We start from the raw sequence: 25,660 nt of genomic DNA, 5'->3' as shown, positions 1-25,660 counted from the left end.
GAGGTGCCGTCCGGTGAACGTTGAGATGCCGGGAAGTACTTCGTGTCGAGATCTGGAGGAGCACTGCTAAGCGATTCACGTGAAACGCTGCTGACAAAACCTGTCGTACCAGCGCCATTTCCGGCTTTACCCTCAACCCCGCCTTGGCGATAACAGGACACACCCCGCCAATGCCCGATTCTCCGGACGCCCAATGACCCATTCCGTCGTCACCTGGAACATCAACTCCGTGCGCCTGCGCTTGCCCATGGTGCTCGATTTCCTGGCGCAATATCAGCCCGACGTGCTGATGCTGCAGGAGATCAAATGCACCAATGACCAGTTCCCGCGGAACGCTTTCATCGCGGCCGGCTATCCGCACATGGCGGTGCATGGCCAGAAGGGCTATCACGGCGTTGCCATCGTCTCGAAATTTCCGCTGACCGAGATTTCCAGCCGTGTCTTCTGCGAAATCGAGGAATCGCGCCATATTTCAGCACTGGTGGATCTTGGGCACGGCCCCTTTACCCTCCATAATTTCTACATCCCCGCCGGCGGCGACGAGCCCGATCCCGAGATCAACCCAAAATTCAAGCACAAGCTGGGGTTTCTCGACGAACTCAAGACCTGGTTTGCCGAGCCCGTGTTTCAGCGCGGCCATCTGATCGCCGGCGACTTCAACATTGCCCCGCATGAGAATGACGTCTGGAGCCACAAGCAGCTTTTGAAGGTGGTCAGCCACACCCCGGTCGAAACCGAAGCGCTCGACGCCATCCTCACTGGCGGTCACGGCTGGACCGATCTGGTGCGCAAGCATGTGCCCCACGACACCAAGATCTATTCCTGGTGGAGCTATCGCGGCAAGGATTGGGAAGCCTCGGACCGCGGCCGGCGGCTCGACCATATCTGGTCCACGGCCGACGTAGCCGAACGCTCGGTGAGCGCAGAGATCATCAAGCCGGCCCGTGGCTGGACTGACAAGCCCAGCGACCACGTGCCGGTGATCGCCCGTTTCGTGCGGCCTTAGTGGCGAACCAACGCACTAGCCGCCTTTCATCTTGCCTTTCAGCGGCTCGAGCGCATGCATATAGCGCCCCAGTTCCTGCTCGATGCGCTGGGCCGCGCGCGCGGCCAGATCCGGGCTCTGCCGCGCCAGCTTGAGAAATGCCGTCCGAGGCACGAACAGCAATTCGCAATCGGTGACGGCAGTGAAGGTGACAGGGCGGGGTTTGTCCAGAATCAGCGAGGTGGGCGAAATGACGCTACCCGGTTCTGAGAGCGCATAGGGCTTACCGGCCTCGGCGCCTTCATGCCTGGCCTTGACCGTCCCCTCGATCAGCACATAGGCGCCGCTGGGCACGGCCCCGGCCTTGTAGATGACCGCATCGGCATCGAAATGCTTGCGATCGCCCGCAAAGCCGAGCATGCGCAATTGTTCATCGTCGCAGATGTCGAAGAAATCGGCCCGGGCCAAGACCCCGGCCGCGTCATCCATTCTCATAGGCCCCAGACCCAAAGCGCCAAATTGCGCCGCCCGCTGGCTGCGGGCGACTGTTCCGGCTCAAGCTATAGTCTGGTTCGGGCAGGAAATGAAAGGCTTTGCGCCGTTTACGGGACGAGACGGTAGCCCCCGTCCTCGGTCACCAGGAGCCTGGCATTGGAGGGGTCGCGCTCGATCTTCTGCCGGAGGCGGTAGATATGGGTTTCCAGTGTGTGCGTGGTCACCCGGTTATTATAGCCCCAGACTTCCTTGAGCAGCACATCGCGGGTGATGGTCTTGGGCCCCTGCCGATAGAGATACTTCAAAATGGAAGTTTCCTTGTCGGTCAGGCGCACCTTGATGCCTTCATTGGTCTCGAGCACCTTGGCCGCAGGCTGGAAGCTGTATTGCCCGATGGTAAAGACCGCGTCCTCGCTCTGGTCGCGCTGCCGGAGGGCCGCATTGATCCGTGCCAGCAGCACCGGGTAGCGGAACGGCTTGGTCAGGTAGTCATTGGCCCCGGCTTCGAGCCCCTTGATCTCGTCAGCATCGGTGTCGTGACCGGTTAGCATCAGCACGGGGCTCTTATAGCCCTCCTGGCGCATCAGCCGGACGGCCTCGCGTCCATCCATATCGGGCAGGCCGACATCGAGAATGGTCAATTCGACATTGTGTTCGCGCACCGCCTTTAGCGCGTCATTGGCGGTTCCGGCCTGGAGAATGTCGAAATCAGGCTCGCCCTTGAGTTGTTCAACCAGGGTCTGGCGCAGGTCCGCGTCGTCATCTACGACTAGGATGCGTCGCTTGTTCATTGTTTTCTCCGGTCTTTTCCGTGCCTGGCCGACCAAGGCCACACTATTGCGACCCGTTTTTGGCCAGCCAATCACATCGGCGTTATTTCATCTTGAGCAACGCGCAAACCGGACGAAAAGTTGCAGGCAGCGCCTAGCGCTTGCCGAAGATCGCCGACCCCACCCGCACATGGGTGGCGCCCATGGCGATGGCCGTTTCGAAGTCGCCGCTCATGCCCATGGACAGCCGCTCGACCCCCGCCATGCGGCCCAGCGCGGCAAGATGCGCGAAATAGGGGCCGGCCGGTTGGCCATCGGGCGGAATGCACATCAGCCCGACAATATCGAGCCCATACACCTCGCGGCAATGGCGCACGAACGCCACTGCATCATCGACCGGCACACCTGCCTTCTGCTCTTCGCCGCCAATATTGACCTGCACGAAACACGGCAGATGGCGTTCGGCCCGCGCCATTTCTGCAGCCAGCGCCGCCGCGATCTTCTCCCGATCCACGGTTTCGATGACGTCGAACAGCGCCACGGCCTCGCGCGCCTTGTTCGACTGCAGCGGCCCGATCAGGTGCAGGCTGAGATCGGGATATTTCTCGCGCAGGCCAGGCCATTTTTCCTTGGCCTCCTGAACCCGGTTTTCCCCGAACACGCGCTGACCCGCCGCAATATAGGGTTCGATGACCTCTGCGGGGAAGGTCTTGGACACCGCGACCAGTTCGACCGCCTCTGGCGGCGCCCCAAACCGGCGGCGCGCCTTTTCCATGCGCGTGCGAATATAGTCGAGGCGCGTTGCGGCGCTTTCAGCGCGATCAGCCATGTTCCGGCCCCGTATCTGTTGACCTAGCAAGGGATTTCTGGTGATGGTCCGGGTAGCCAAAAACCCTCAAAAACGCAAGCTGTGCCGCCATTTGCGGCGGGCCAGGCGTGAAATCTTGCAAGGACGACCATCACGTGAGCGGCGAACGCTACAATCCGCGCGAAAGCGAACCGAAATGGCAGAAGGTGTGGGACGAGAACAAGAGTTTCGTCACCGCAAATGACGATCCGCGCGATCCCTATTATGTCCTTGAGATGTTCCCCTATCCCTCGGGCCGCATCCATATGGGCCATGTGCGCAATTACGCCATGGGCGATGTGGTGGCGCGCTATCACCGTGCCCGCGGCAAGAATGTGCTGCACCCCATGGGCTGGGACGCGTTCGGCCTGCCCGCGGAAAATGCCGCGATCGAGCGCAAGACCCATCCCGGCGCCTGGACCTATCAGAACATCGAGGCGATGAAGGCTCAGCTCAAATCGATGGGCCTGTCGATCGACTGGACGCGCGAAATCGCCACCTGCTCGCCCGACTATTACAAGCACCAGCAGGCCATGTTCATCGACATGCTTCAAGCCGGTCTGGTCACCCGCAAGAGTTCCAAGGTCAATTGGGACCCGGTCGACATGACCGTGCTCGCCAATGAGCAGGTGATCGACGGCAAGGGCTGGCGCTCCGGCGCGGTGGTCGAGCAGCGCGAGCTGACCCAGTGGTTCTTCAGGATTTCCGATTTTGCCGAGGAGCTGCTCGAAGCCCTGGATGGGCTAACCGACTGGCCCGAAAAGGTGCGCATCATGCAGCGCAACTGGATTGGCAAATCCGAAGGCCTGCGGCTGCTGTTCGAGCTGGAAGCCAGCGACAGGACCGATGCGAAAAGCATCGAGGTTTTCACCACGCGCCCGGACACGATTTTCGGCGCCTCCTTTCTCGCGCTCTCGCCCGACCATCCGCTGACGTCCCAGTTGGCAGCAGACAATCCGGCGCTCACCGAGTTTATCGCCGAATTCCATCGTCAGGGAACCGCAACCGAAACGCTGGAAAAGGCTGAGAAAAAGGGCGTTCTCACCGGCCTGCGCGTCAAGCATCCGGTGATCGAAGGCCAGACGCTGCCCGTCTATGTCGCCAATTTCGTGCTGATGGATTACGGCACCGGCGCCGTGTTCGGCTGCCCGGCGCATGACCAGCGCGATCTCGATTTCGCCCGCAAATATGATCTGCCGGTTACCCCGGTGGTGCTGCCGCCAGGCGCCGATCCGGCCAGCTTCGCGATTGCGAACGAAGCCTATGTTGACGCCGGTAACATCTTCAACTCTGACTTCCTCGATGGCCTGACCATCGACGAAGCCAAGGCACGGATTGCCGAGCATTTCTCTGCCCGCGTGGTCGATGGCAAGCCGCAAGGCAAGGTCGAAGTCAATTATCGTCTGCGCGACTGGGGCATTTCCCGCCAGCGCTATTGGGGTTGCCCCATTCCGGTGATCCATTGCGAGGTCTGCGGCACCATTCCCGTGCCCAAAAAAGACCTGCCGGTGGTGCTGCCCGAGGATGTGAGCTTCGACAAGCCGGGCAACGCGCTCGACCATCATCCGACCTGGAAACATGTCCATTGTCCGCAATGTGGTGCCGCCGCGCGGCGCGAAACCGATACAATGGACACCTTCGTGGATTCGTCCTGGTATTTTGCCCGGTTCACCGCACCCCAAGCCGATACACCCACGGTTCCCGAAATCGCCGACCATTGGCTGCCGGTAGACCAGTATATTGGCGGCATCGAGCACGCGATTCTGCATCTGCTCTATTCACGCTTCTTCACCCGAGCGATGAAGGCGACCGGCCATGTGGGGTTGAGTGAACCCTTCAAGGGCATGTTCACCCAGGGCATGGTGACCCACGAGACCTATAAGGGCGACAAGGGCGAATGGGTGCCCCCCACTGACATCATCATCGAGACCGAGGGCGACACCCGCACCGCCAGGCACGCCCAGACCGGCGCGCCAATCGCCATCGGTTCGGTCGAAAAGATGAGCAAGTCCAAGAAGAACGTGGTGGATCCCGACGAGATCGTGCGCAGCTACGGCGCCGATACCGCCCGCTGGTTCATGCTCTCGGACTCCCCGCCCGAGCGTGACGTGCAATGGACTGAATCGGGCGTTGAAGGCGCCAGCCGTTTCCAGCAGCGCATCTGGCGCCTCGTCAACGACACGGTCGAATTATCCGAACAATCCTCAGCGACTGTTGCACTGGACAGTGCTGATGCCCTGGCCCTGCGCAAGATCATCCATCGCACCGTCGCTGGTGTCGCCCAGGACATCGAGGGGCTTGGCTTCAACCGCGCCGTCGCCCGCATCTATGAGCTGACCAATGCCCTGGTGAAGGCCAAGGATGGCAAAGCAGCCGCCGAACTCGCCCCAATCTTGCGCGACGGCGTCGAAAAGCTGGTTCTGCTGATCAATCTGATGATGCCGCATCTCGCCGAGAGCTGTTGGGAAGTACTCGGAAAACAAGGACTTGTCGCTGACGCACTGTGGCCCGAGGTGGATCCAGCCATGCTGGTCGACGATGAGGTGACCCTGCCCATTCAGATCAATGGCAAGCGCCGCGGCGAAATCAATGTCGCCAAGGACATGCCGGCGGCAGAAGTCGAGACCCTGGTGCTCGCGCTGGATATCGTCCAGAAGGCGCTGGACGGCAAGGCGCCAAAGAAGGTGGTGGTGGTGCCCAATCGCATCGTCAACATCGTCGTCTAGATGACGGCCCTCAAGGCCCATGAAGTGGCGCGCTATCTGGCGCGCCCCGATCTCAGCGAGGGGATATTCCTCGCCTATGGGCCAGATGGCGGCCTGGTGCGCGAGACCGCGCAGCGCCTGATTCGTCATTTGAGCGGCGACGACCCGGCCTCGGCCAATGTCACCATCTTTGACGGGCCGGAACTGGCTTCCGACCCATCCCAACTGGTGTTGGAAGCGCGTTCGGTATCGCTATTCGGGGGCAAGCGCATCATCCGGGTGCGCAATGCCACCAAGGCACTGGTCATGCCGCTGACTGAGCTGCGCGACGACCCCGGAGGCACGGCCATCGTTCTCGAAGCCGACAATCTCACCCCACGCGATGCGCTGCGTTCGCTGGTCGAGGCGGCCAAATTCGGCCGCGCACTGCCCTGCTATCCGGATTCCGACGAAACCCTGATGGCGCTGATGCGCGAGACCTTCAACCAGGCCGGTATTCGCACCGACAGCGACGTTGTGCCCACCCTGCGTGAAATTCTGGGCAATGACCGGGAGGTAACGCGCCGCGAGCTGGAAAAACTGACGCTCTATGCCGCAGCGAGCAAGGTTTTGACGCGCGAGGATGTTCTTCTGCTTTGCGCCGATAATGGCGCCTTGGCCATCGATGCCATTCTCGATGCAACCGGTGGCGGCCATGCGGAACGGCTCGAACTGGCCCTCAATCGCGCGCTGGCCGCCAATGTGAACCCCCAGCAATTGCTGGCCATGCTGACCAATCACTTCGCCAATCTCCGCCGCTGGCGCACCGAACTCGATAGCGGCAAGACCGCAAGGGCTGTCCTTGATAGCCAACGTCCCAAACCACATTTTTCGCGCATAGGTGCCCTGGAGCAGCAATTGCGGCTCTGGACCGATCCTGCCCTCGCCCAGGCCATAGAGCGGCTGTTGCAAGGGGTATCGGATTCACGCCGCAAACCGGCCCTCGCAGACGCCATACTGCGCCGCACGACCCTGGCGCTTTGCATGATGGCCGCCACGCATTAGCGGGGAGACGGTCTGGGTTCAACGCGGTAAGCGCCCCAGCCGAAACGGTTTCACGTGGAACAGCTTGCTTTTCAGGGACTTAGTTTGTACGGCCGGTCAAGCGAAGACAGATATCGTCCAGCTGCTCAAGCGTCTTGTAGCGGATTTCGACCTTGCCGCCGCGCTCGGTATGGTTCAGCGCGACGCTCAACCCCAGCGCATCGGCAAGCCTGCGCTCCAAGGCCAAGGTGTCGGCATCACGCTGCGTCGGTTCGGTGGCGGGCTTGCGCTTGGGCAGATCACGCTGCTGGCTCAGGGCTTCCGCCTCACGTACCGAAAGCCCTTTCTCGACGATCTGGCGGGCCAGAGCGGCCGGGTCTTCTACTGTAATCAGCGTCCTGGCGTGCCCAGCGGTCAAGGTGCCACTCGACACCATGCCGCGCACATCCTCCGGTAGTTTGAGCAGGCGCAACGTATTGGCCACATGCGAACGCGATTTGCCGATCACTTGCGCCAGATCTTGCTGCGTATAGTCGAATTGCTCGATCAACTGCCCGTAACCCAGCGCTTCTTCAAGCGGATTGAGGTCAGCACGCTGCACGTTCTCGATGATCGCCAGCTCAAGCGCTTCCTTGTCGTCGACCTCGCGGACAATGACCGGCACATCATGCAAGCCGGCCTTTTGCGCCGCCCGCCAGCGCCGCTCCCCGGCGATCAACTCGAAGATATTCGGATCATCGGTCGGCCGCACCAAGAGGGGCGACATGACGCCCTTCTCACGAATCGAGTTGGTCAGCTCTTCAAGCTGTTCGGCGCCAAAACTGCGGCGCGGATTGGCCCGATTGGCGATAATGAAATCAACGGGGAGGCGCTTGCTGCCACCGGACGACTCGGTTACCCGTGCGCCCTCGATGGCCGCCATATCACCAATCAGCGCGGCAAGGCCCCGGCCCAGTCGGGTTGGTTTGTCGGTCATGTTGAGCTCCTAGGCAGCATTCAACCGTCGCTCACGACGGATTACTTCGGTGGCAAGGCGAAGATAGGCCTGGCTTCCCGCACATTTGAGATCATAAAGCAGCGCTGGCTTGCCATAGGACGGTGCCTCGCTGAGCCGCACATTGCGCGGTATCACCGTCTCATAAACCAGCTCACCCATTTCGCTGCGCACATCGTTCAGAACCTGCTCGGACAGGTTGTTACGCTTGTCGAACATGGTCATCACCACGCCCTGTATGGACAGTCGTGGATTGAGCGTTGAACGAATCTGCTCGATGGTCTGCAGCAATTGACTCAACCCTTCCAGTGCGAAGAACTCGCATTGAAGTGGCACCAAAACCGCATCGGCCGCGACCAGCGAATTGACCGTCAGCAGGTTCAAAGAGGGAGGGCAATCGATCAGAATATAGCTGATGGACTGGTCGTTGAGCCGCAGTTCATCCAGGTTCTTGAACGCATTACGGAGCTTGAAGGCACGATCAGCCTGATCCGCAATGGTCAGTTCGACCCCGAGCAGATCCATGGTGGACGGCACAATGGCTACATTGGGCACGCTGGTCATCACCGCGGCCTGCGGTACGCTGGCCTCGCCCACCAGGACATCATAGGCTGAGAGGGCGCGATCCGTCCGCGAAATGCCCAAACCAGTGGAGGCGTTGCCCTGCGGGTCGAGATCGACGATCAGGACGCGTTCACCGATGGCCGCGAGGGCGGTTGCCAGATTGATGGCAGTCGTCGTTTTGCCGACGCCGCCCTTCTGATTGGCCAAAGTCAAAATCCGGGGTGCCAAATTGGCCTCCGTGTGCCGCTAACGCATTGTTTTCCGGCGCAGATTCGTAACCGTCAGGATCACGCCGCCGGGATCTGTGTCACTGACCTTTACTAACACGTCATGATGCCATTGCGCACCCGATTCCACGAGCTCTTCAACATGTTCCCGTCCTTTATGCAGCAAAGCCCTGGTGTTTGTTCCGAAAAACGGGGCCATCCAGGCACATAACTGGGGCATAGCCGCCAGGGCACGGGAGGTGATGACGTCCGGCAAACCTGTTTCACGTGAATCAATCTGGTCGCAGCGCCGCCCGATCACCGTAACATTGAGATCCAGTTCACGCGCCACGGTGCGCAGGAAACTGACCTTCCGGGAGGTTGGCTCGATCAGCACAAAATGGCGATCCAGGCCTTTGCTGGCAATCGCCATCGGCAGCGCGGGAAAGCCGCCGCCGCTGCCAATATCGAGACAGAGCCGATCATCTGATGTCATGAGGCTGAGTACCTGCAGACTGTCAGCAAAATGCCGGGTCCAGATCTGGGCCAGTGTTTCACGTGAAACCAGATTCTGCACTGACTGCCATTTGGCCAGCAACTTGGCATAGGATTCCAGATCCCGCACGACAGCGTTCACAGGTCGTGACAGAACAGACGCGTAGCGTTCAACGGCCTGCACGTCCTGCATTCAGCTAGCCTTGGAGAGTTGGCCGCGACGGATCACCGCGAGGAGAAGTGTGATGGCGGCCGGCGTCATGCCGTCCATCGCCTGAGCCTGCGCAATCGTCTGCGGGCGGGCATTGGCCAGTTTGTGCCGCAGCTCCATGGACAGGCCAGGAATGGCCATATAGTCCAGCGCATCAGGGATAGCGCGCTGTTCGTCCCGACGCACCGCCTCGATGTCCGCCTTTTGGCGGTCCAGATAAACCGCGTATTGGGCATCGATTGACACTTGCTCGACAATCGCCGGATCCATCGAGGACAGTTCAGGCCAAAGCCCTGCCAAGTCAGCCGCTTCCAGATCGGGGTAGGACAGCAGCTCAAACGCCGTCCGCCGCTTGCCATCCTCATTCACCGCCAGGCCGGCCTTGCGTGCCTGATTGGGTGAGACAGACAGGCTGTGCAGCAAACTGCGCGCCATGGTCAGTGCCGACTTGCGCCTGGAAAAAACATCGCTGCGTTCCGACCCAACCAGCCCCCGCTCCAGCCCCAAAGGTGTAAGGCGCTGATCCGCATTATCCGCCCGCAAATGCAGGCGGAACTCTGCGCGCGACGTAAACATCCGATAAGGCTCACTGACACCGCGCGTGACCAGATCATCGACCATCACGCCGAGATAGCTTTCCGTCCTCGACAGCACGAAGGCTTCTTGGCCCTTCGCGGCCAATGCGGCATTGGCGCCGGCCAGCAGGCCCTGGGCGCCAGCTTCTTCATAGCCGGTGGTGCCGTTGATCTGGCCCGCCAGATAGAGGCCTGCCTGTTTTTTGACTTCCAGCGTTGGCTTCAACTCTCGCGGATCGACATAATCATATTCGATAGCATAGCCCGGCCGGATGATCCGGACCGACTCAAGACCGGGCATGGATTGTAGAAATGCCGTCTGCACCTCTGCCGGCAATGAGGTCGAGAGCCCATTGGGGTAAACCGTCAGATCATCCAGCCCTTCTGGCTCCAGAAAAATCTGGTGGCTATCCCGGTCTGCAAAGCGCACCACCTTGTCCTCTATGGACGGGCAATAGCGCGGACCGCGCGATTGAATGCGGCCCGAATACATCGCTGAGCGATGCAAATTTTCCTGAATAATCCGGTGGGTTTCGGCCGTTGTCCGCGTGATATGGCAAGAAATCTGCGGCGTTGTGATGCTGGTGGTCAGTGCCGAGAAGGCTTCTGGCGGATTATCGCCCGGCTGCTCCTCAAGCACGGTATAGTCGATGCTTGAGGCGTCCAGGCGCGCCGGCGTCCCGGTCTTCAGCCGACCCAGCTGCAGACCCAGCCCTTCGAGCCGCGTCGAGAGGCCCAGCACCGGCTTTTCACCAAGCCGCCCGGCTGGGAGGGTTTCCTCGCCACGATGGATCAGCCCGCGCAGGAATGTTCCCGTAGTCAGAACCACGGCCTTGGCGCCAACCCGGCGTCCATCCAGCAGCACGACGCCACTGATCCGGCCATTGGTGACCTCAAGGTCATCGACTTCGCCTTCGATCACATCGAGATTGGGCTGAGCAGAGATGGCTGCCTGCATGGCCTGACGATACAGCTTGCGATCCGCCTGGGCGCGCGGACCCCGCACCGCCGGTCCCTTGCGGCGATTGAGCACCCGAAACTGGATACCTGCCGCATCGGCCACGCGGCCCATCAGCCCGTCCAGGGCATCGATTTCGCGCACAAGGTGCCCCTTGCCCAATCCGCCGATAGCCGGATTGCAGCTCATCTCGCCTATGGTGTCAAAGCGATGGGTGATCAGTGCGGTGGGAACGCCGAGGCGTGCCGAGGCTGCTGCAGCTTCCGTGCCCGCATGGCCCCCGCCGACGATGATGACGGCATAGTCAGTCATGGCAATTTCTCCAAGGCGCCTGACATAGGCCAATGTTTCACGTGAATCAATTGACCGCTTGCCTGAGGTTCTGGCTGACCGTGTTTCACGTGAATCAATTCCGATAGCCGAGTTAGGCGCTATCGCGCCTGTATCACATAGGGCACGCCTGCCATTCACCCTTGGTTCTGACGACCTTCCTGCCCATACTAGGTTCACTGCACCGTATCTGCCTGTGACACAGCTGGAAGTTTCACGTGAATCATTTGCCGATACAGAAGCTGGAAAAAAGGCGATCCAACACCTTTTCTGCGTCTATGCGGCCAATCAGCCGCTCCAGGGCTGCCGAAGCCCTGCGAAGCGACTCTGCAGCCAGCTCCCAATCACCGAGATTACGTCGCGTCTCCTCAAGCGCCGCCATGGCCCCGCTGAGGGCCAGGCGATCTCTTTCATGACTGATCAGGCTGGGTTCTGCGCCTGTCATGCCTACGGCCAATTCATCAAGACGTTGCCGTAGTTCAATCAGATCGCCACGTGACCCCGTCGAGATACTCACGTCCACTCCCGGTAATAGCCCAAGATCCGATTTGGTGCCGATGCGCAGCACCTGGCCGGCTACATCAGGGGCCGCGATATCAGGCACATCAGGTGAAGATAGCCACAGCACTATATCGGCTGTCTCAATGGCCTGTTGCGCCCGTCGCACGCCTTCGGCTTCCGCCTTGCTGTCGCTTTCGCGCAGACCGGCGAGATCGAGCAGAATGAAGAGCTGGCCGTTTATGTCCAGCGGTACTTCCCGGACGTCGCGCGTTGTACCCGCTTCGTCCGATACTATGGCAATATCGGACTTAGCCAAGGCATTGATCAGGCTTGATTTTCCGGCATTAGGAGCGCCCGCCAGCGCCACCCGGATACCTTCGCGCACAATCCGTCCGCTTTCCAGAGTGGCCAGCGATGATTGGATTGCTGTTTCTAGCGCGGCGAGCTGGCTCCGCCAGTGATGCGGCAAGTCCTCGGACACATCGCCCTCATCAGAGAAGTCGAGCCGGGCCTCGATTTCCGCGCGCAAATCCAGCAGGCTTTCGCGCCATTGTGCGATTTTTTCCGTCAGGCGCCCATCAAAGCGCGCCAGTGCCTGTTGACGCTGCTTCTCCGTTTCGGCGTTCAGCAGATCGCCCAGGCCCTCAATTTCCACGAGATCGAGCTTGCCATTCTCAAAGGCGCGCCGCGTAAATTCACCGGCTTGCGCCAGGCGCAGGCCGAGCGCCCCCAGCTCAGCCAGAATGGCTTTAACGCCGGCAGGCGACCCATGCACCTGCAATTCGGCGCAGTCTTCACCAGTGAAGCTGTGGGGGCCCGGGAACCAGGCCACCAGACCCTGATCAAGCGCCTGCCCTGCACCAATCTTGCGCAGAGCCAATTGCCGCGGTGTGGGAACGCCGCCGGCAAGCTTGTCTAGAGTTTCCCGCACGCCTGGGCCAGAGAGGCGAATAACCGCAACACCCGCCGGCAAAGCGCCGGAGGAGAGCGCCATGATGGTGTCGCCCGCCTGCATGTTCCGGCTCCTGGCCCCGAGACCTTAGGTGTTCATTGAATCGAAGAAATCCGAATTCGTCTTGGTCTGACGCACCTTGTCGGTCAGGAACTCCATGGCGTCGATCGTGCCCATTGGATTGAGGATGCGGCGCAGGACATACATTTTGCGCAGGATATCTGATTCGACGAGCAGCTCTTCCTTACGGGTGCCCGATTTGTTGATGTCAATCGCCGGGAAGACGCGCTTGTCCGCGACCTTGCGGTCGAGCACGATTTCAGAGTTGCCCGTGCCCTTGAATTCTTCAAAGATAACTTCGTCCATGCGACTGCCGGTATCGATCAGGGCGGTCGAGATGATGGTCAGCGAGCCGCCGTCCTCGATATTGCGGGCCGCACCGAAGAAGCGCTTGGGACGCTGCAGGGCATTGGCGTCCACGCCGCCTGTAAGAACCTTGCCCGAGCTAGGCACCACGGTGTTGTAGGCGCGGCCGAGGCGGGTGATCGAATCGAGCAGGATAACGACGTCTCGCTTGTGTTCGACCAGGCGCTTGGCCTTTTCGATTACCATTTCTGCGACCTGGACGTGGCGCGAAGCGGGTTCATCGAATGTCGAGGAGATGACCTCGCCGCGCACCGAGCGCTGCATGTCGGTCACTTCTTCGGGACGCTCATCGATCAGCAGGACGATAAGATAGCATTCAGGATGATTGGTGGCGATGGATTGTGCAATATTTTGCAACAATACGGTTTTACCAGTACGTGGTGGCGCAACAATCAATGCGCGCTGGCCCTTGCCAAGCGGCGCAACGAGATCAAGCAACCGTGCCGAGCGATCTTTGGTGGTGGGATCCGGCAGCTCCATCCGCAGCCGTTCTTCGGGATAGAGCGGAGTAAGGTTGTCGAAATTGACCTTGTGGCGAACCGCCTCCGGGTCCTCAAAATTGATGGTCGAAACTTTGAGCAGCGCGAAATAGCGCTCGCCTTCCTTGGGAGAGCGGATTTCGCCCTCGACCGTGTCGCCGGTCCTGAGGCCAAAGCGACGAATCTGGCTCGGACTGACATAAATATCGTCGGGTCCGGGAAGATAGTTTGCATCGGGCGAGCGCAGGAAACCGAAACCGTCGGGGAGCACCTCAACCACGCCTTCACCAACGATGTTGATGTCCTGGGCAGCCAGCTCCTTGAGGATGGCGAACATCAACTCCTGCTTGCGCATGGTCGAAGCGTTCTCGACTTCGAGTTCCTCGGCAAATGCCAAGAGTTCAGCCGGGGACTTGGCCTTGAGCTCACTGAGCTTGATATTCTGCATGTAGCGAAACGACCCTAGAGGGATATCGGTAAGACTGGACAGTCGAATAAGGGGAATTTTCGGCACCGCGCAGCAACCGGGGTGGTCGCGCAATCAGGGGATGCCTTGTCCCCATGTAGCGTGATCCGCGGACCGTTTCAAGTTCAAAGCAAATTGTGAAAATCGATTCACGTGAAACTTCGAGCTGTCCCGGTAGGGCAAAATCTCTCCTGTGTGGGTATTTGAGGCGAAAAGGCCAAGAGACCTATGGTCGAGTGGCGAAGGCACAACCCCCGTATTCATCACGCCTCAAAACGGCTTCACAATCACCGCGATGACAATGACGATGGCTATGACAAAGGGGACTTCGTTGATGGCGCGATAAAAGGTATGCGGTCGCGTGTTGCGGTCTTCCCTGAAGGCCCGCAACATGGAGCCGTACCAGCCATGCACGCCGCTCAGCGCGATGACCGACACCGCCTTGAGCCACATCCAGCCCTGCGAAAAATCAACAATGCCGAAGCCAAAGGCCAGCCATAGCCCAAACAGCCAGGTGGCGAGCATCGCTGGCGTGATGATGCCGCGATACAGCCGGCGCTCCATAATTTTGAAGGTCTCGGCCTTGTCCGAACCAGCCGCCGCTTCGGCGTGATAGACAAACAGCCGCGGCAAATACATCATTCCCGCCATCCAGGCGATGACCGAGATGACATGCAGCGCCTTGACCCATTCATACATGGCGAACTCCTCAACAGTTCAGCAGCGTCTGTCAGCCGCGCTTGACCAATTCGACCAGGCGTTCGACATGGGCGATCGGCGTTTCGGGGACGATGCCGTGTCCCAGATTGAAGATATGCGGCCGGTTCGCGAAGCCCTGGATAATGGCACGGGCTTGCCGCTCCATGGCTTCACCACCGACTACCAGCCGCAGCGGATCAAGATTGCCCTGCACAGCCAGCTCGGGCGGCAAATGCGCATTGACGAATTCGATCGGCGTGGCGAAGTCGATCCCCAAGGCATTAACTCCGGTGGCCTCCGAAAAGCGTCGGAGATTGCCGGCCGCGCCACGCGGGAATCCGATCACCGGTGCATCGGGGACCCGCTGGCGCAGGCCTTCGACAATCCGCCGGTTGGGTTCCATGACCTGACGGGCAAAACTGGCATCGTCCAGATTGAGTGCCCAGCTTTCAAAAAGCTGCACCACATCGGCGCCCGCCTCGAACTGCCCCGCGAGATAGTCGATCGAGGTGTCCACCAGAATATCGATCAGCTTGTCAAAAGCCTCAGGATGCTCCAGCGCAAACCGGCGCGCTGTCCATTGATCCGGTGACCCTCGACCGCCCAGCATGTAGGTCGCCACGGTCCAGGGGGCACCACAGAAGCCAATCAGGGTTTTTTCAGCAGGCAGTGCAGCCCGAAGACGGCGCAGCGTTTCAAAGACCGGTGCCAGATGGCTCATCGCCCGATCCCGATCGAGACTATCAATGCCCTTTTCATCAAGCGGTTCAAGCAACGGACCCTCGCCTGTCGCAAAGCGCACGCTCTGACCCAAGGCATCCGGGATTACCAGAATGTCGGAAAACAGGATGGCTGCGTCCAGATCGAAGCGCCGCAACGGCTGCAGTGTAACTTCGACGGCCAGTTCGGGCGTGTAACACAGTTCGAGGAAACCGCCGGTCTGTGCCCGGGTCTGCCGGTATTCGGGCAGATAGCGTCCGGCCTGGCGCATGATCCAGATGGGGGGGCGTTCCTGCCGCTGTCCCAACACCGTGGCGAGCAATGGTTTGTGCGTCACCGGAGCCATGGGGTCATCCCTTCTAAAACCCTATAAAGAGTCTTTCTTGCTTCGCTTCTTTATCTTTATGGCGGTGTTTAGCTGCAATTCCTCGTCACCCACAATCGAGCGGTGAAGTGACACTTGCGCGCAGGCGATAGTTAACGGGGTGTGAATCAAGTCCAAACTCTTACTGAAGTGTTAACGCGCCTAATTCATTAACGAGAGGTTAATCCGGCCTTTGCCGAGTCAATGATTCGATTCCGGGTGTGGATGAGCCTGCGCATATCGTTCGGCCGCCCGAACAAGCTTTCCCCAGAGCTTTCCACATCACTGTTTCACCGGGTTCCGAAATCAACTGTTAACAAATTATTAGCCAAAGGGGACAAGTTGGAGGCCTGGCCAGACTTGCACGACGAGATCACAGATCGGTCTTGAGCTGGGGATGACAGTGTGGAAAAACTGCTTTCCATGCTGATCCTTGCTTCCGCCAGTACCACCCGCAAAGCCTTGCTGGACAAGGCCGGACTGCGTTTTGAAGCCAAGCCGGCAGAACTCGATGAGCGCCAGGTAGAAAATCAGGCTCTTGAGGCTGGCGGCGATGCCCGGGATGTTGCCCTGCTGTTGGCGCGGCACAAGGCCGAAGCCGTTTCCAGCAGCCGGCCAGGTGACCTGGTTATTGGCGCCGACCAGACGCTCGCTTTGGGCCTGGAACTTTTGCACAAGCCCGCGTCGCGCGCGGAGGCCGTCGCCCAGCTCGATCACCTGCGGGGCAAGACTCATCGGCTGCACGCTGCGGTGACCCTGGTGCGGGACGGGCATCTGCTCTGGTCCGATCTTCAGACGGCCGAGTTGACCATGCGCGACTTTTCCGCCGAGGAACGCGATCACGTGCTTGATCTGGAGGGGGAGGCAAGCCTTGGCTCGGTCGGTGGTTATCGGCTGGAAGGCCCTTCCATTCGTCTGTTCGAAACCGTTGCCGGCGATTATTTTACCATTCTCGGCCTGCCCCTGCTTCCCCTGCTGGCCGCATTGCGCGATATCGCGCCAGATCTCTTGAGTGCTCGGAACTGAGCCAAGGAAACCGGATTGACCACCAAGGCATTCGTCATCGGGCACCCCATTGCCCATTCCCGCTCGCCGCTGATCCATGGAACTTGGCTGGCCGAACACAATATCGATGGCACCTATGAGGCTATCGATGTAGCGCCCGACTCTCTGCCCGATTTTTTTTCGCGCCTGCGGGCGGGAGAATTCGCTGGCGGCAATGTCACCATTCCCCACAAGGAGGCGGTCTTTGCCCTTTGCGACACCGTCGATGAGTTGGCGCGCAGGATTGGGGCGGTCAACACTCTGGTGGTGCAAGACGGCGCGGTAAACGGCACCAATACCGACTATCTTGGCTTTCTGGGCAATCTCGATGCCAACGCGCCGGGCTGGTCCGAGGGTACCCAAGACGCCATGATCATTGGTGCGGGCGGCGCGGCGCGGGCCGTGCTGGTGGCTCTGCGCCGCCGCCATGGCGGCAAGGTGCATGTGCTCAACCGCACGCTGGCCAATGCCCAGGCGCTGGTCGAAGAAATCGACGGACCGTTCGAAGCGCATGGCTTTGATGCCTTCGCCGAATTGGCCTCGAACACGGGCCTGGTGGTCAATACCAGTTCCATCGGCATGCATGGCACCCGCTTTGACTGGCTCGATATGAGCCTTCTGGCTAAATCCACATTGGTGACCGACATTGTCTATACCCCGCTCGAAACCCCGCTTCTGGCCGCGGCCAAGGCGGAGGGATTGCGTACGGTGGACGGGCTGGGCATGCTGCTGCATCAGGCCGTGCCGGGCTTTGCCGCCTGGTTTGGCGTCGAACCGGAGGTAACGCCAGCCTTGCGGGCGCGGATCGAAGCAACACTGGATCATTGAACCATGCACCGGATTGGCATCACTGGATCGATCGCCACCGGCAAATCGACCTTGCTGGCTGCCTTTGCCAAATGCGGCGTGCCGGTGTTTTCAGCCGATGAAGCGGTGGCGCGGCTTTATGCCGGTGCGGCTGTTGCGCCTGTCGACGTGCTGTTTCCCGGTGTGGCGGAGAACGGCGTTATCGACCGCGCCGAACTGGCCCGGCGCCTGTCTTCCGATCCCTCTGGTTTCCAGCGCCTCGAAGCCATTGTCCATCCCCTGGTGCGCAGCGCAATTGCTGACTTTCTCGATGACGCAGAAGCGCAGGGTCATGCCCTGGCGGCTGTCGAGGTGCCGTTGTTGTTTGAAAGCGGTCATGATTATGGTTTCGATACCATCGCGGTGACCCATGTGGTCGAGGCGGTGCAGCGCGAGCGAATTCTGGCCCGGCCCGGCATGACCGTGGAAAAGATGGAGACCCTGCTTGCCCGCCAGATGCCACAGGCCGAAAAGAAGGAACGCGCCGACTGGCTCTTTGATACCAGCGCGCCGATCCAGGTGATCGAGGCGGAAGTGGCAGAGCTGGTGCGCAAATTGCGAACCGAACGGCAGGACGGATGATCAGGGAAATCGTGCTCGATACCGAAACCACGGGCCTCTCGCCGCAGGGCGGAGACCGGCTGGTGGAAATCGGCTGCGTCGAGCTGATCAATCACATCCCCACCGGCAAGAACTTTCACGTCTATATCAACCCCGAACGTTCCATGCCTGAAGAGGCATTTCGCGTGCATGGGCTGAGCGAGGAATTTCTCTCTGACAAGCCGCTTTTCAAGGCGGTGGCCGAGGATTTCCGCGCTTTTATCGGTGATGCTACGCTGGTCATCCACAACGCGCCCTTCGACATGGGCTTTCTGAACGCCGAGATGGAATGGGCTGGCCTGCCGCGCCTTGCCAATGCGGTGATCGACACCGTCATGGTCGCCCGGCAGAAGCATCCGGGTGCTCGCGTCAGCCTTGATGCGTTGTGCAAGCATTACGGCATCGACAATTCCCGCCGCACCTTGCATGGCGCGCTGCTCGACAGCGAGATCCTGGCCGAAGTCTATCTTGAGCTGATCGGCGGCAAACAGGTAAGCTTGGCTCTGGTGGCCGAGGTAGAAACGGCGTCCAGCGGCATGGGCCAGGCGCGCATTGCGGTGGCCCGGCGGCCCAGTCCATTGCCTGGCCGGCTCAGCGCGGCCGAAGCTCAAGCCCATGAGGCCTTCATTGAAAAGATGGGCGAGAATGCCATCTGGGCCAGATATAAGCAAAGCGCCGCCGCCGAATAGGATCAACCACGCGACATGATTAAGGCCCCGGCGGGAGACCGGGGCCTTTTTTTTCGGACCGTTTTGCGCGATCAGTTCGGCTTGGGCGTCTCGGCGGCGGCATCGGCAGCCTGTGCGCCGCCCTGCTGCTGGGCCAGCTTGGCCAGGTTCTGGCGATAGATCGCCGAGAAATCCACCGGCTCCATCATCAGCGGCGGGAACCCGCCCTGCTGGGTCACGCTGGCCAGCACCTGGCGCGCAAACGGGAAGATCAGCCGCGGGCATTCAATCATCAGCAGCGGTGAAAGCTGGTTTTCCGGCACGTTCTTGATGCGGAAAATGCCGCCATAGACCAGCTCGACATTGAACAGCACAGTCTCTTCGCGATTGGCCTTGGCATTGAGCGTGAGCTCGATGGCATAGATCTCGTCGCTCTGCTTCTTGACGCCGACCGAGATCGACACGTTGAAAGCCGGATTGGCGCCACCGCCCAGCAGCGTGCCCGGCGCACCGGGGTTTTCGAAGGAGAGATCGCGGATATACTGCCCCACAAGGTTCATGCTGGGTGCGGTGCCGGGCTGCGGCGCTGCCGCGCCCTGGGTGTCATCGGCCATTGTCTGGTCCTTCTTGATGTCTGTATTCAAAGCAATTGTGGCCGTGTGGCTACCACTTTTGGCCCATTGGAACAAGCCAAGCAGACCTATTGGCGGGGCTTGGGATCGTCCTCATCCCTGTGCTCGATGACCTTGGCATCGACGTCATATGTCGTCTCTGGTTCATCATAGCGACGATAGCTGGTGGTGGTCTCCACCACCCGGACCCGGCTTGCCAGGGCGGAGAACAGCCAATTGCGCACCGGGGGTACCAGAAGGGACAACGCCAGCACATCGCTAAGAAAGCCCGGCAGCACCAACAGGATTGCGGCCACGCCGATCAGCATGGCGTCAAACATGGTGCGCCCTGGAATGGTGCCGGCATTGACATTGTTGCGTAGCCGCGAAAGCGTACTCAGGCCCTGCTGGCGCAGCAGCAACCCACCCGCCAGCGCTGCCAGGATCACCAGTGCGAGTGTCGGGAACAGGCCGATGGCGCGGCCGACAATGATGAACACGGCGATTTCCAGAAGCGGCAAAGCCAGGAAGGAAAGGGCAATCAGGCGGGCCAAATTCGGCTCCTTGCAGGAATTTTGTTCACCTCGGGCGCGGCAAAAACGCAACTCGCCCCATCGTGAACTGGTTTCGGGCTAAAGCTTTGCCTATATATAGGCCAGATATGGCGCACAACGAGCGCCAGCGAACAGTTTTTTGTCGACGCCTCATATTCAAGGTGCCCGCTACATGGCCGAATTCCTCGATCTGCCGACCCTGATTGCCATCGCCGTTGCTGTCTTCGTGCTGTTCCGCCTGCGCTCTGTGCTGGGCACGCGCACCGGCAATGAGCGCCCGCCCATCGATCGGAGCCGCTCGACACCCACGGAAAAACAGGCTGCGGCCAATGAGGAAACGGTGGTGCCCCTGCGGCCCCGGGCGGCCCAGCCCGATCTCGACGATGAACGGCGTGCCCGCAAGCTCGAGGCAGAGATTGAACAGGCCGCAGCCGGCAATGAAGCGCTTGCGGCCGGTCTCAAGGCTGTGGCCGAGGTCGACCCGTCCTTCTCGCCCAAGAGCTTCCTTGAGGGCGCCAAGCAGGCCTATGAAATGATCGTCACGGCCTTTGCCGAGGGCGATCGCCAGACGCTGAAGAACCTGCTCGACAAGCCCATTTTCGAGAGCTTCCAGCGCGCCATTGCCGATCGCGAGGCCGAGGGCAAGACGGTGGATTTCACCTTTGTCGGCCTGCCCAAAGTCTCGATTGTCGATGCCGAATTCGACAAGAAGGACGTCAATGTGACGGTCGACTTCCATGCCGAGGTCGTCTCGGCCACGCGTGACAAGGACGGCAATCTGGTCGAGGGCAATGCCGACCAGGTCCAGACCATTGCCGATGAATGGACCTTCTCGCGCAATCCCAAATCGCGCGATCCCAACTGGAAGGTGATCGCCACCAGCCAGCTCGATTGATCGCATTCGGCAGGCTGAACCATGTCCAAACGCGGCTCCAGGCGCCTGCCGCATGATTTTCATCTCTGGACCACCGTGGCCGCCACGGTCGAGCCGCTGCGGCGCAAGGGCCTGCTGAAAATGGGGGCCGGCACCTTGCCGGTCCCTGAAGCGGACCCTGAACCGCTGGTCAAGCCGGCTCCCAGGCCACTCAAGCCTGCCAAGCCCTTTCTGCCGCCCTATCAGGCGCCCGCCTCCGGCACGCCAGTGGCCGAACGGGCCGTGGATCCGGCGATCCACAAGAAGGTGCGGCGCGGACGCATTGAGATCGATGGCAAGATCGATCTGCATGGCATGACCCAGACGGAAGCCCGCGAGGTGCTGCGGCGCTATATCGGGGCGCGGGCGGCGCGAGGAGACCGGACCATCTTGGTCATCACCGGCAAGGGCGCAAAAACCGACAATGACTATATCGCGGCCATGACCGAGCGCGGCATTCTGCGCACAATGCTGCCCATCTGGCTCTCGGAGCCAGGACTGGCGCATCTGGTGTCCGGCTGGAGCGTTGCGGCGCGCGGTCATGGTGGAGAGGGGGCGTGGTATGTGCGCCTGCGCCGCCAATGACCCCGCTGGGCGCCAAATTGCGGGCCATGCGCGACGCCCGCGGCATTTCGCTCAAGGAAATGGCGGCGGCGCTGAACGTGTCGAGTGCCTATCTCTCGGCCTTGGAACACGGCAAGCGCGGCCAGCCCACATCCTTCCTGCTCCATCGCATCATCGCCTTTTTCAACGTCATCTGGGACGAGGCCGAAGAGCTTCAGCGCCTGGCCGAGATTTCTGATCCCAAGGTGACGATCAATACCGCGGGCCTGGTGCCAGAGGCGACCGAACTGACCAATCGTCTGCGCGATGATATCAGCCGGCTGGAGGCCGAGGATTTGAAATTCCTGCGCGATGAAGTGGTGCGGCGCGCTGGAAGAAAGCGATAGGCAATCGGCGTGCGCGATGCGGCACCTCACCCTTTGACGGGGGAGGATAGGAGGGGGTGTAACGCCAGCTGCGTGCTCTTTGGTCCCCCGTCCCAACGCCGCCAGGCCTGCCGGCCACGCTGTGCTGCCCTCCCCCGCAAGGGGGAGGGTGAAGATGGTTTTACAATACGAACTTGCTCAGATCCGTATCGCCGGCCAGGGCACCGACCTTGTCGCGGACAAAGGCGGCGTCGATGTTAACCGTCTCCCCGGACTTGTCCGGTGCGTCAAAGGAGATTTCTTCCACCAGCCGCTCCATCACGGTCTGCAGGCGCCGCGCGCCGATGTTCTCCACCGAGGAATTGACCAGCACGGCCGCGTCGGCGATCGCCTCGATGGCGTCCTTGGTGACGCTGAGCGTCACCCCTTCGGTGCCCATCAGCGCCACATATTGCTTGATCAGGCTCGCCTCGGTGTCCGAGAGAATGCCGATGAAATCCTCACGCGTCAGCGCCTTCAGTTCCACCCGGATCGGCAGGCGGCCCTGCAATTCGGGAAGCAGGTCACTTGGCTTGGAGACGTGGAACGCGCCCGAGGCGATGAACAGGATATGGTCGGTCTGGACCGGCCCATATTTGGTGGCAACGGTAGTGCCCTCGATCAGCGGCAAGAGATCCCGCTGCACGCCTTCGCGAGACGGACCGCCCTGCGCGCCGCCCTCTCGATGCGCGACCTTGTCGATCTCGTCGATAAAGACAATGCCGTGGTTTTCCACCAGCTCGATGGCCTCGGCCTTCAACTGATCCTGGTCGAGCAGCTTGTCGGCCTCCTCGGCCACCAGCGGCTCATAGGCATCCTGCACCTTGATCTTGCGCTTGACCCCGCGCCCGCCCATGGCCTGCTTGAACATGTCGGAAAGGTTGATCATGCCGATGCCGCCATTGGGCATGCCGGGGATTTCGAACCCGCCGGTGCCGGCCGAGGGCTGCATCTCGATCTCGATTTCCTTGTCGTCGAGCTCATTGCCGCGCAGCTTGGCGCGGAAGCTTTCGCGCGTGGACGGCGTAGCCGAGGTACCGACCAGCGCGTCGAGCACGCGCTCTTCGGCATTGTGATGGGCCTGGGCCTGCACATCGCGGCGGCGTTTATCGCGCAGGACGGTGATACCCGCTTCGACGAGATCGCGGACAATCTGCTCGACATCGCGGCCGACATAGCCCACCTCGGTGAACTTGGTGGCTTCCACCTTGACGAAGGGGGCCTGGGCCAGCCGGGCCAGACGGCGCGAAATCTCGGTCTTGCCCACGCCGGTCGGTCCGATCATCAAGATGTTCTTGGGCGTCACCTCGCGCCTGAGATCGGGCGAAAGTTGCTGCCGGCGCCAGCGATTGCGCAAGGCAACGGCAACGGCGCGCTTGGCATCGGCCTGACCAACAATATGGCGGTCAAGCTCGGAGACGATCTCGCGCGGGGAGAAATTGGTTTCACTCATTTTTGGTCACTTTCGATCGGTGCCTTGTCCAGGAAGCGCACCATCAGGTGTTCGTCGATAAATCGACCGTTCACGAAGAGATAGCGGGGCTCGGTGCCATAGGTTTCAAAGCCCAGCCGCTTGTAGAGCCTGATGGCCGGGATGTTCTCCGACCAGACGCCGAGATGGATCTGCAGCACATGATGCCGTGCGCGATCCACCAAATGCTCGACCAGGGCCTGCGCCATGCCCGAGCCGCGATGCTCGGGCCGCACATAGACCTGGATCATCCAGCCCCGATGCTGCTCCTTGGCGCCCTCATTGCGCAAGAAGGCATTGATGCCGCCCAGACGGCCATCGGGCAGGACGGCACCAAAGATGGTCAGCGCTTCCAGCGTCTGAACGATCTCAGCATCGGACTTTTGCGCAAAGCCCTCGGCCGTTGAGACGAAAGCCTCGGGATGGTTGGCCAGCGCCTCGTGGCGGATGGCACGATAGGCCGCCGCATCCTCCAGGCCCAGACGCTTTATGACAAAGCTCACGCGTTGAGCTCGATGGTTTCGACCGTCACATTGCCATTGGTGTAGACGCAGATTTCTTCGGCAATCTTCATGGCGCGGCGGGCAATATCTTCGGCATCGAGCTCGGTGGCCTGATGCAGGGCAAGCGCCGCCGAATGCGCGTAATTGCCACCCGAACCAATGGCGATGACGCCGTGATCGGGGGTCAGCACATCGCCCGTGCCCGTCAGTACCAGCGTGTCGGTCTTGTCGGCCACGATCATCATGGCCTCCAGCTTGCGCAGATAGCGGTCGGTACGCCAGTCCTTGGCCAGTTCCACGGCAGCGCGCATCAACTGGTCGGGATATTGCTCGAGCTTGGTTTCGAGCCGCTCGAACAGGGTGAAGGCATCGGCGGTGGAGCCGGCAAAACCGCCGATCACCTTGCCATCGGCCAGCCGCCGCACCTTCTTGGCGCTGTGCTTCATCACCGTCTGGCCCATCGAGACCTGGCCGTCGCCGGCCACCACCACCTTGTTGCCCTTGCGGACCGAAACGATGGTCGTGCCGTGCCAGCCGGGAAAATTATTGTCACTCATTGGAAAAGATACTCCGAACTGTTGGCTGATATTTAGGGGTACGAACCCAGATTGCAACAGACGCGCCCAAGCGCCGCACGGTCTCCGGACCTGCGGATATCAAATCAGAGCGGTGTCCCGAGACGGCATTTCGTCCCTGAAACAAAAAACTGAGACGAAAGCCGCCTCGGGACGCCGGGTTTTCTCGATAGAGGGTAACTTGGAAGGCTGTCCGGCGCGGCCGCCCCTGGGGCGCCCGCTTTCAGCTGTGACCGAAGCCACAGCAGGCACGAACTCTCACCGACCGACCCCCAGACAATGGCTGCACGCGACTGCCCCACGCCCGGCTGTCCCTCCCGCCACTGGTCGGTGCAGGCCGCCCTATCGCGAGAGGAATAGGTGGGAGTATGCGCGAGGTCTTGGGTGCGGGGATCAGCGGCCGGCTAAACCCAATCTTCACGCGAACCTGCCTATCTGCTAGTCAAGCGCCGAAAGACCGGAGACCCAAGCCGATGCGTACCGCAACGATCGCCCGCAAGACCAACGAGACCGAGATCGCCGTCTCGATCAATCTTGATGGCACCGGCGCGCACCAGATGCGGACCGGCGTCGGCTTTTTCGATCACATGCTGGACCAGCTCAGCCGCCATTCGCTGATCGACATGGAGGTGAGCTGCAACGGTGACCTGCACATCGACTTCCACCACACGGTCGAAGATGTCGGCATTGCACTGGGCCAGGCGATCAAAGAGGCCCTTGGCGACAAGAAGGGTATCCGCCGCTATGCGAGCTGTGACCTGCCCATGGACGGCACGCTGACCCGCGCGGCGCTGGATGTGTCCGGCCGCGCTTTCCTGGTGTTCAAAGCGGAATTCAGCCAGAACAAGATTGGCGAGATCGACACCGAACTGTTCCGCGAGTTCTTCCAGGCGCTGGCGATCAATGCCGGGATCACGCTGCATATCGAGAACTTCTACTTCGACAACAACCACCATCTGGCCGAGTCGATGTTCAAGGCTGTGGCGCGCGCCCTGCGCGAGGCGGTCGAGATCGACCCGCGCATGGCCGACCGGGTGCCCAGCACCAAGGGCGTGCTTTAGGTTTGGTGAAAGCCGCCCTCGTGGTTCAAGGCATCGCGACACGAAGCACCTCACCATGAGGGCGTCGAACGATGAGCATTC

Annotated in this window: 27 protein-coding genes; 11 read left to right on the top strand and 16 right to left on the bottom strand. The window is 60.7% G+C overall.

Going from position 1 to position 25,660, the window contains the following annotated elements; all coding sequences use genetic code 11:
* Nucleotides 1-193: 193 nt before the first annotated feature.
* Complete coding sequence (locus GO014_RS09245) at nucleotides 194-1,006, top strand: exodeoxyribonuclease III (protein WP_116587497.1); 813 nt, start codon at nucleotides 194-196, stop codon at nucleotides 1,004-1,006.
* Nucleotides 1,007-1,021: 15 nt separating this feature from the next.
* Here the strand turns inward: GO014_RS09245 and GO014_RS09240 are convergent, their stop codons facing one another.
* From GO014_RS09240 to GO014_RS09230, 3 genes are all read right to left on the bottom strand, one after another.
* Nucleotides 1,022-1,474 carry a Crp/Fnr family transcriptional regulator gene (locus GO014_RS09240; protein WP_157290081.1) on the bottom strand — a complete coding sequence of 151 codons (453 nt, stop codon included), beginning with the start codon at nucleotides 1,472-1,474 and terminating at the stop codon, nucleotides 1,022-1,024.
* Nucleotides 1,475-1,587: 113 nt separating this feature from the next.
* On the bottom strand, nucleotides 1,588-2,271 hold the full coding sequence (locus tag GO014_RS09235) for a response regulator transcription factor (RefSeq protein ID WP_104892710.1): 684 nt from the start codon (nucleotides 2,269-2,271) through the stop codon (nucleotides 1,588-1,590).
* Nucleotides 2,272-2,404: 133 nt separating this feature from the next.
* Nucleotides 2,405-3,079 carry a YggS family pyridoxal phosphate-dependent enzyme gene (locus GO014_RS09230; RefSeq protein WP_157290080.1) on the bottom strand — a complete coding sequence of 225 codons (675 nt, stop codon included), beginning with the start codon at nucleotides 3,077-3,079 and terminating at the stop codon, nucleotides 2,405-2,407.
* A gap of 134 nt (nucleotides 3,080-3,213) precedes the next feature.
* On the opposite strand from GO014_RS09230, the gene leuS reads away from it, so the two are divergent.
* Together leuS and holA are read left to right on the top strand one after the other, a co-directional pair.
* On the top strand, nucleotides 3,214-5,823 hold the full coding sequence (leuS, locus tag GO014_RS09225) for a leucine--tRNA ligase (protein ID WP_343030879.1): 2,610 nt from the start codon (nucleotides 3,214-3,216) through the stop codon (nucleotides 5,821-5,823).
* Nucleotides 5,824-6,846 (top strand): DNA polymerase III subunit delta, encoded by a 1,023-nt coding sequence (holA, locus tag GO014_RS09220; protein ID WP_157290079.1) that lies wholly within the window; start codon nucleotides 5,824-5,826, stop codon nucleotides 6,844-6,846. It abuts the gene before it with no gap.
* 79 nt (nucleotides 6,847-6,925) lie between these two features.
* Here holA and GO014_RS09215 read toward each other — a convergent pair whose 3' ends face one another.
* The 8 genes from GO014_RS09215 to hemE form a co-directional block, all read right to left on the bottom strand.
* A complete protein-coding gene (locus GO014_RS09215) occupies nucleotides 6,926-7,801 on the bottom strand; it encodes a ParB/RepB/Spo0J family partition protein (RefSeq protein WP_157290078.1) in 876 nt (291 codons plus the stop codon).
* Nucleotides 7,802-7,810: 9 nt separating this feature from the next.
* Complete coding sequence (locus tag GO014_RS09210; protein WP_157290077.1) at nucleotides 7,811-8,611, bottom strand: ParA family protein; 801 nt, start codon at nucleotides 8,609-8,611, stop codon at nucleotides 7,811-7,813.
* A gap of 18 nt (nucleotides 8,612-8,629) precedes the next feature.
* Nucleotides 8,630-9,277: a 16S rRNA (guanine(527)-N(7))-methyltransferase RsmG gene (gene rsmG, locus GO014_RS09205; RefSeq protein ID WP_157290076.1), complete on the bottom strand. Its 648-nt coding sequence runs from the start codon at nucleotides 9,275-9,277 to the stop codon at nucleotides 8,630-8,632.
* Nucleotides 9,278-11,140 (bottom strand): tRNA uridine-5-carboxymethylaminomethyl(34) synthesis enzyme MnmG, encoded by a 1,863-nt coding sequence (mnmG, locus tag GO014_RS09200; RefSeq protein ID WP_157290075.1) that lies wholly within the window; start codon nucleotides 11,138-11,140, stop codon nucleotides 9,278-9,280.
* 241 nt (nucleotides 11,141-11,381) lie between these two features.
* Entirely contained in the window at nucleotides 11,382-12,674 is a 1,293-nt protein-coding gene (gene mnmE, locus GO014_RS09195; RefSeq protein ID WP_157290074.1) for a tRNA uridine-5-carboxymethylaminomethyl(34) synthesis GTPase MnmE, read from the bottom strand.
* A gap of 24 nt (nucleotides 12,675-12,698) precedes the next feature.
* On the bottom strand, nucleotides 12,699-13,964 hold the full coding sequence (rho, locus tag GO014_RS09190) for a transcription termination factor Rho (RefSeq protein ID WP_104892701.1): 1,266 nt from the start codon (nucleotides 13,962-13,964) through the stop codon (nucleotides 12,699-12,701).
* Between the two features lie 288 nt (nucleotides 13,965-14,252).
* Complete coding sequence (gene hemJ, locus GO014_RS09185; protein WP_157290073.1) at nucleotides 14,253-14,681, bottom strand: protoporphyrinogen oxidase HemJ; 429 nt, start codon at nucleotides 14,679-14,681, stop codon at nucleotides 14,253-14,255.
* Between the two features lie 31 nt (nucleotides 14,682-14,712).
* Nucleotides 14,713-15,747, bottom strand: coding sequence for a uroporphyrinogen decarboxylase (gene hemE, locus GO014_RS09180; protein ID WP_157290072.1), 1,035 nt, complete (start codon nucleotides 15,745-15,747; stop codon nucleotides 14,713-14,715).
* Nucleotides 15,748-16,188: 441 nt separating this feature from the next.
* On the opposite strand from hemE, the gene GO014_RS09175 reads away from it, so the two are divergent.
* Genes GO014_RS09175 through dnaQ form a run of 4 tightly spaced genes read left to right on the top strand, consistent with a single transcriptional unit; the run spans nucleotide 16,189 to nucleotide 18,944 of the window.
* Entirely contained in the window at nucleotides 16,189-16,791 is a 603-nt protein-coding gene (locus GO014_RS09175; RefSeq protein WP_116588126.1) for a Maf family protein, read from the top strand.
* A gap of 15 nt (nucleotides 16,792-16,806) precedes the next feature.
* The gene (locus tag GO014_RS09170; RefSeq protein ID WP_157290071.1) at nucleotides 16,807-17,637 is read left to right on the top strand and encodes a shikimate dehydrogenase; all 831 of its coding nucleotides are present in this window, start codon (nucleotides 16,807-16,809) and stop codon (nucleotides 17,635-17,637) included.
* Between the two features lie 3 nt (nucleotides 17,638-17,640).
* Entirely contained in the window at nucleotides 17,641-18,237 is a 597-nt protein-coding gene (gene coaE, locus GO014_RS09165) for a dephospho-CoA kinase (protein ID WP_157290070.1), read from the top strand.
* Entirely contained in the window at nucleotides 18,237-18,944 is a 708-nt protein-coding gene (dnaQ, locus tag GO014_RS09160; RefSeq protein WP_343030912.1) for a DNA polymerase III subunit epsilon, read from the top strand. Before coaE ends, dnaQ begins: the two co-directional genes overlap by 1 nt.
* Before the next feature lie 71 nt (nucleotides 18,945-19,015).
* Here dnaQ and secB read toward each other — a convergent pair whose 3' ends face one another.
* The gene (gene secB, locus GO014_RS09155) at nucleotides 19,016-19,537 is read right to left on the bottom strand and encodes a protein-export chaperone SecB (RefSeq protein WP_116588128.1); all 522 of its coding nucleotides are present in this window, start codon (nucleotides 19,535-19,537) and stop codon (nucleotides 19,016-19,018) included.
* Nucleotides 19,538-19,623: 86 nt separating this feature from the next.
* Nucleotides 19,624-20,088, bottom strand: a complete 465-nt coding sequence (locus GO014_RS09150) for an FxsA family protein (RefSeq protein WP_157290068.1) — start codon at nucleotides 20,086-20,088, stop codon at nucleotides 19,624-19,626.
* Nucleotides 20,089-20,260: 172 nt separating this feature from the next.
* Here GO014_RS09150 and GO014_RS09145 point away from each other — a divergent pair, with 172 nt between their 5' ends.
* From GO014_RS09145 to GO014_RS09135, 3 genes are read left to right on the top strand one after another with little or no spacing between them, the layout of a single operon-like run.
* The gene (locus GO014_RS09145) at nucleotides 20,261-20,983 is read left to right on the top strand and encodes a Tim44/TimA family putative adaptor protein (RefSeq protein WP_116587511.1); all 723 of its coding nucleotides are present in this window, start codon (nucleotides 20,261-20,263) and stop codon (nucleotides 20,981-20,983) included.
* A 21-nt stretch (nucleotides 20,984-21,004) separates the two neighbouring features.
* Complete coding sequence (locus GO014_RS09140; protein WP_116587512.1) at nucleotides 21,005-21,586, top strand: Smr/MutS family protein; 582 nt, start codon at nucleotides 21,005-21,007, stop codon at nucleotides 21,584-21,586.
* Nucleotides 21,583-21,951 carry a helix-turn-helix domain-containing protein gene (locus tag GO014_RS09135; protein ID WP_157290067.1) on the top strand — a complete coding sequence of 123 codons (369 nt, stop codon included), beginning with the start codon at nucleotides 21,583-21,585 and terminating at the stop codon, nucleotides 21,949-21,951. Before GO014_RS09140 ends, GO014_RS09135 begins: the two co-directional genes overlap by 4 nt.
* Before the next feature lie 160 nt (nucleotides 21,952-22,111).
* Here the strand turns inward: GO014_RS09135 and hslU are convergent, their stop codons facing one another.
* From hslU to hslV, 3 genes are read right to left on the bottom strand one after another with little or no spacing between them, the layout of a single operon-like run.
* Nucleotides 22,112-23,422, bottom strand: coding sequence for an ATP-dependent protease ATPase subunit HslU (gene hslU, locus GO014_RS09130; protein WP_157290066.1), 1,311 nt, complete (start codon nucleotides 23,420-23,422; stop codon nucleotides 22,112-22,114).
* A complete protein-coding gene (locus GO014_RS09125; protein ID WP_157290065.1) occupies nucleotides 23,419-23,943 on the bottom strand; it encodes a GNAT family N-acetyltransferase in 525 nt (174 codons plus the stop codon). The genes hslU and GO014_RS09125 overlap by 4 nt, the downstream gene beginning before the upstream one ends.
* Nucleotides 23,940-24,500, bottom strand: coding sequence for an ATP-dependent protease subunit HslV (gene hslV / locus GO014_RS09120; RefSeq protein WP_116587516.1), 561 nt, complete (start codon nucleotides 24,498-24,500; stop codon nucleotides 23,940-23,942). Before hslV ends, GO014_RS09125 begins: the two co-directional genes overlap by 4 nt.
* A 491-nt stretch (nucleotides 24,501-24,991) precedes the next feature.
* Between hslV and hisB the strand changes: the two genes are divergently transcribed.
* Nucleotides 24,992-25,579 carry an imidazoleglycerol-phosphate dehydratase HisB gene (hisB, locus tag GO014_RS09115; protein WP_157290064.1) on the top strand — a complete coding sequence of 196 codons (588 nt, stop codon included), beginning with the start codon at nucleotides 24,992-24,994 and terminating at the stop codon, nucleotides 25,577-25,579.
* Nucleotides 25,580-25,660: the final 81 nt, after the last annotated feature.

The sequence above is a fragment of the Devosia marina genome, from assembly GCF_009758415.1.
GTDB lineage: Bacteria > Pseudomonadota > Alphaproteobacteria > Rhizobiales > Devosiaceae > Devosia > Devosia marina.
The sequence above is the reverse complement of the archived record's forward strand: the minus strand, read 5'-3'. Positions and strand labels throughout refer to the sequence as shown.

What these genes read in the sequence shown, in the direction of transcription:
- GO014_RS09230 (WP_157290080.1), bottom strand. Translation starts at nt 3,079, where the DNA reads ATGGCTGATCGCGCTGAAAGCGCCGCAACGCGCCTCGACTATATTCGC.
- secB (WP_116588128.1), bottom strand. Translation starts at nt 19,537, where the DNA reads ATGGCCGATGACACCCAGGGCGCGGCAGCGCCGCAGCCCGGCACCGCA.
- mnmG (WP_157290075.1), bottom strand. Translation starts at nt 11,140, where the DNA reads ATGACTGACTATGCCGTCATCATCGTCGGCGGGGGCCATGCGGGCACG.
- GO014_RS09240 (WP_157290081.1), bottom strand. Translation starts at nt 1,474, where the DNA reads ATGGATGACGCGGCCGGGGTCTTGGCCCGGGCCGATTTCTTCGACATC.
- hisB (WP_157290064.1), top strand. Translation starts at nt 24,992, where the DNA reads ATGCGTACCGCAACGATCGCCCGCAAGACCAACGAGACCGAGATCGCC.
- GO014_RS09235 (WP_104892710.1), bottom strand. Translation starts at nt 2,271, where the DNA reads ATGAACAAGCGACGCATCCTAGTCGTAGATGACGACGCGGACCTGCGC.
- GO014_RS09245 (WP_116587497.1), top strand. Translation starts at nt 194, where the DNA reads ATGACCCATTCCGTCGTCACCTGGAACATCAACTCCGTGCGCCTGCGC.
- coaE (WP_157290070.1), top strand. Translation starts at nt 17,641, where the DNA reads ATGCACCGGATTGGCATCACTGGATCGATCGCCACCGGCAAATCGACC.
- hslV (WP_116587516.1), bottom strand. Translation starts at nt 24,500, where the DNA reads ATGAGTGACAATAATTTTCCCGGCTGGCACGGCACGACCATCGTTTCG.
- mnmE (WP_157290074.1), bottom strand. Translation starts at nt 12,674, where the DNA reads ATGCAGGCGGGCGACACCATCATGGCGCTCTCCTCCGGCGCTTTGCCG.
- GO014_RS09135 (WP_157290067.1), top strand. Translation starts at nt 21,583, where the DNA reads ATGACCCCGCTGGGCGCCAAATTGCGGGCCATGCGCGACGCCCGCGGC.
- GO014_RS09175 (WP_116588126.1), top strand. Translation starts at nt 16,189, where the DNA reads ATGCTGATCCTTGCTTCCGCCAGTACCACCCGCAAAGCCTTGCTGGAC.
- GO014_RS09145 (WP_116587511.1), top strand. Translation starts at nt 20,261, where the DNA reads ATGGCCGAATTCCTCGATCTGCCGACCCTGATTGCCATCGCCGTTGCT.
- GO014_RS09215 (WP_157290078.1), bottom strand. Translation starts at nt 7,801, where the DNA reads ATGACCGACAAACCAACCCGACTGGGCCGGGGCCTTGCCGCGCTGATT.
- GO014_RS09140 (WP_116587512.1), top strand. Translation starts at nt 21,005, where the DNA reads ATGTCCAAACGCGGCTCCAGGCGCCTGCCGCATGATTTTCATCTCTGG.
- hemJ (WP_157290073.1), bottom strand. Translation starts at nt 14,681, where the DNA reads ATGTATGAATGGGTCAAGGCGCTGCATGTCATCTCGGTCATCGCCTGG.
- hemE (WP_157290072.1), bottom strand. Translation starts at nt 15,747, where the DNA reads ATGGCTCCGGTGACGCACAAACCATTGCTCGCCACGGTGTTGGGACAG.
- rho (WP_104892701.1), bottom strand. Translation starts at nt 13,964, where the DNA reads ATGCAGAATATCAAGCTCAGTGAGCTCAAGGCCAAGTCCCCGGCTGAA.
- rsmG (WP_157290076.1), bottom strand. Translation starts at nt 9,277, where the DNA reads ATGCAGGACGTGCAGGCCGTTGAACGCTACGCGTCTGTTCTGTCACGA.
- holA (WP_157290079.1), top strand. Translation starts at nt 5,824, where the DNA reads ATGACGGCCCTCAAGGCCCATGAAGTGGCGCGCTATCTGGCGCGCCCC.
- hslU (WP_157290066.1), bottom strand. Translation starts at nt 23,422, where the DNA reads ATGAGTGAAACCAATTTCTCCCCGCGCGAGATCGTCTCCGAGCTTGAC.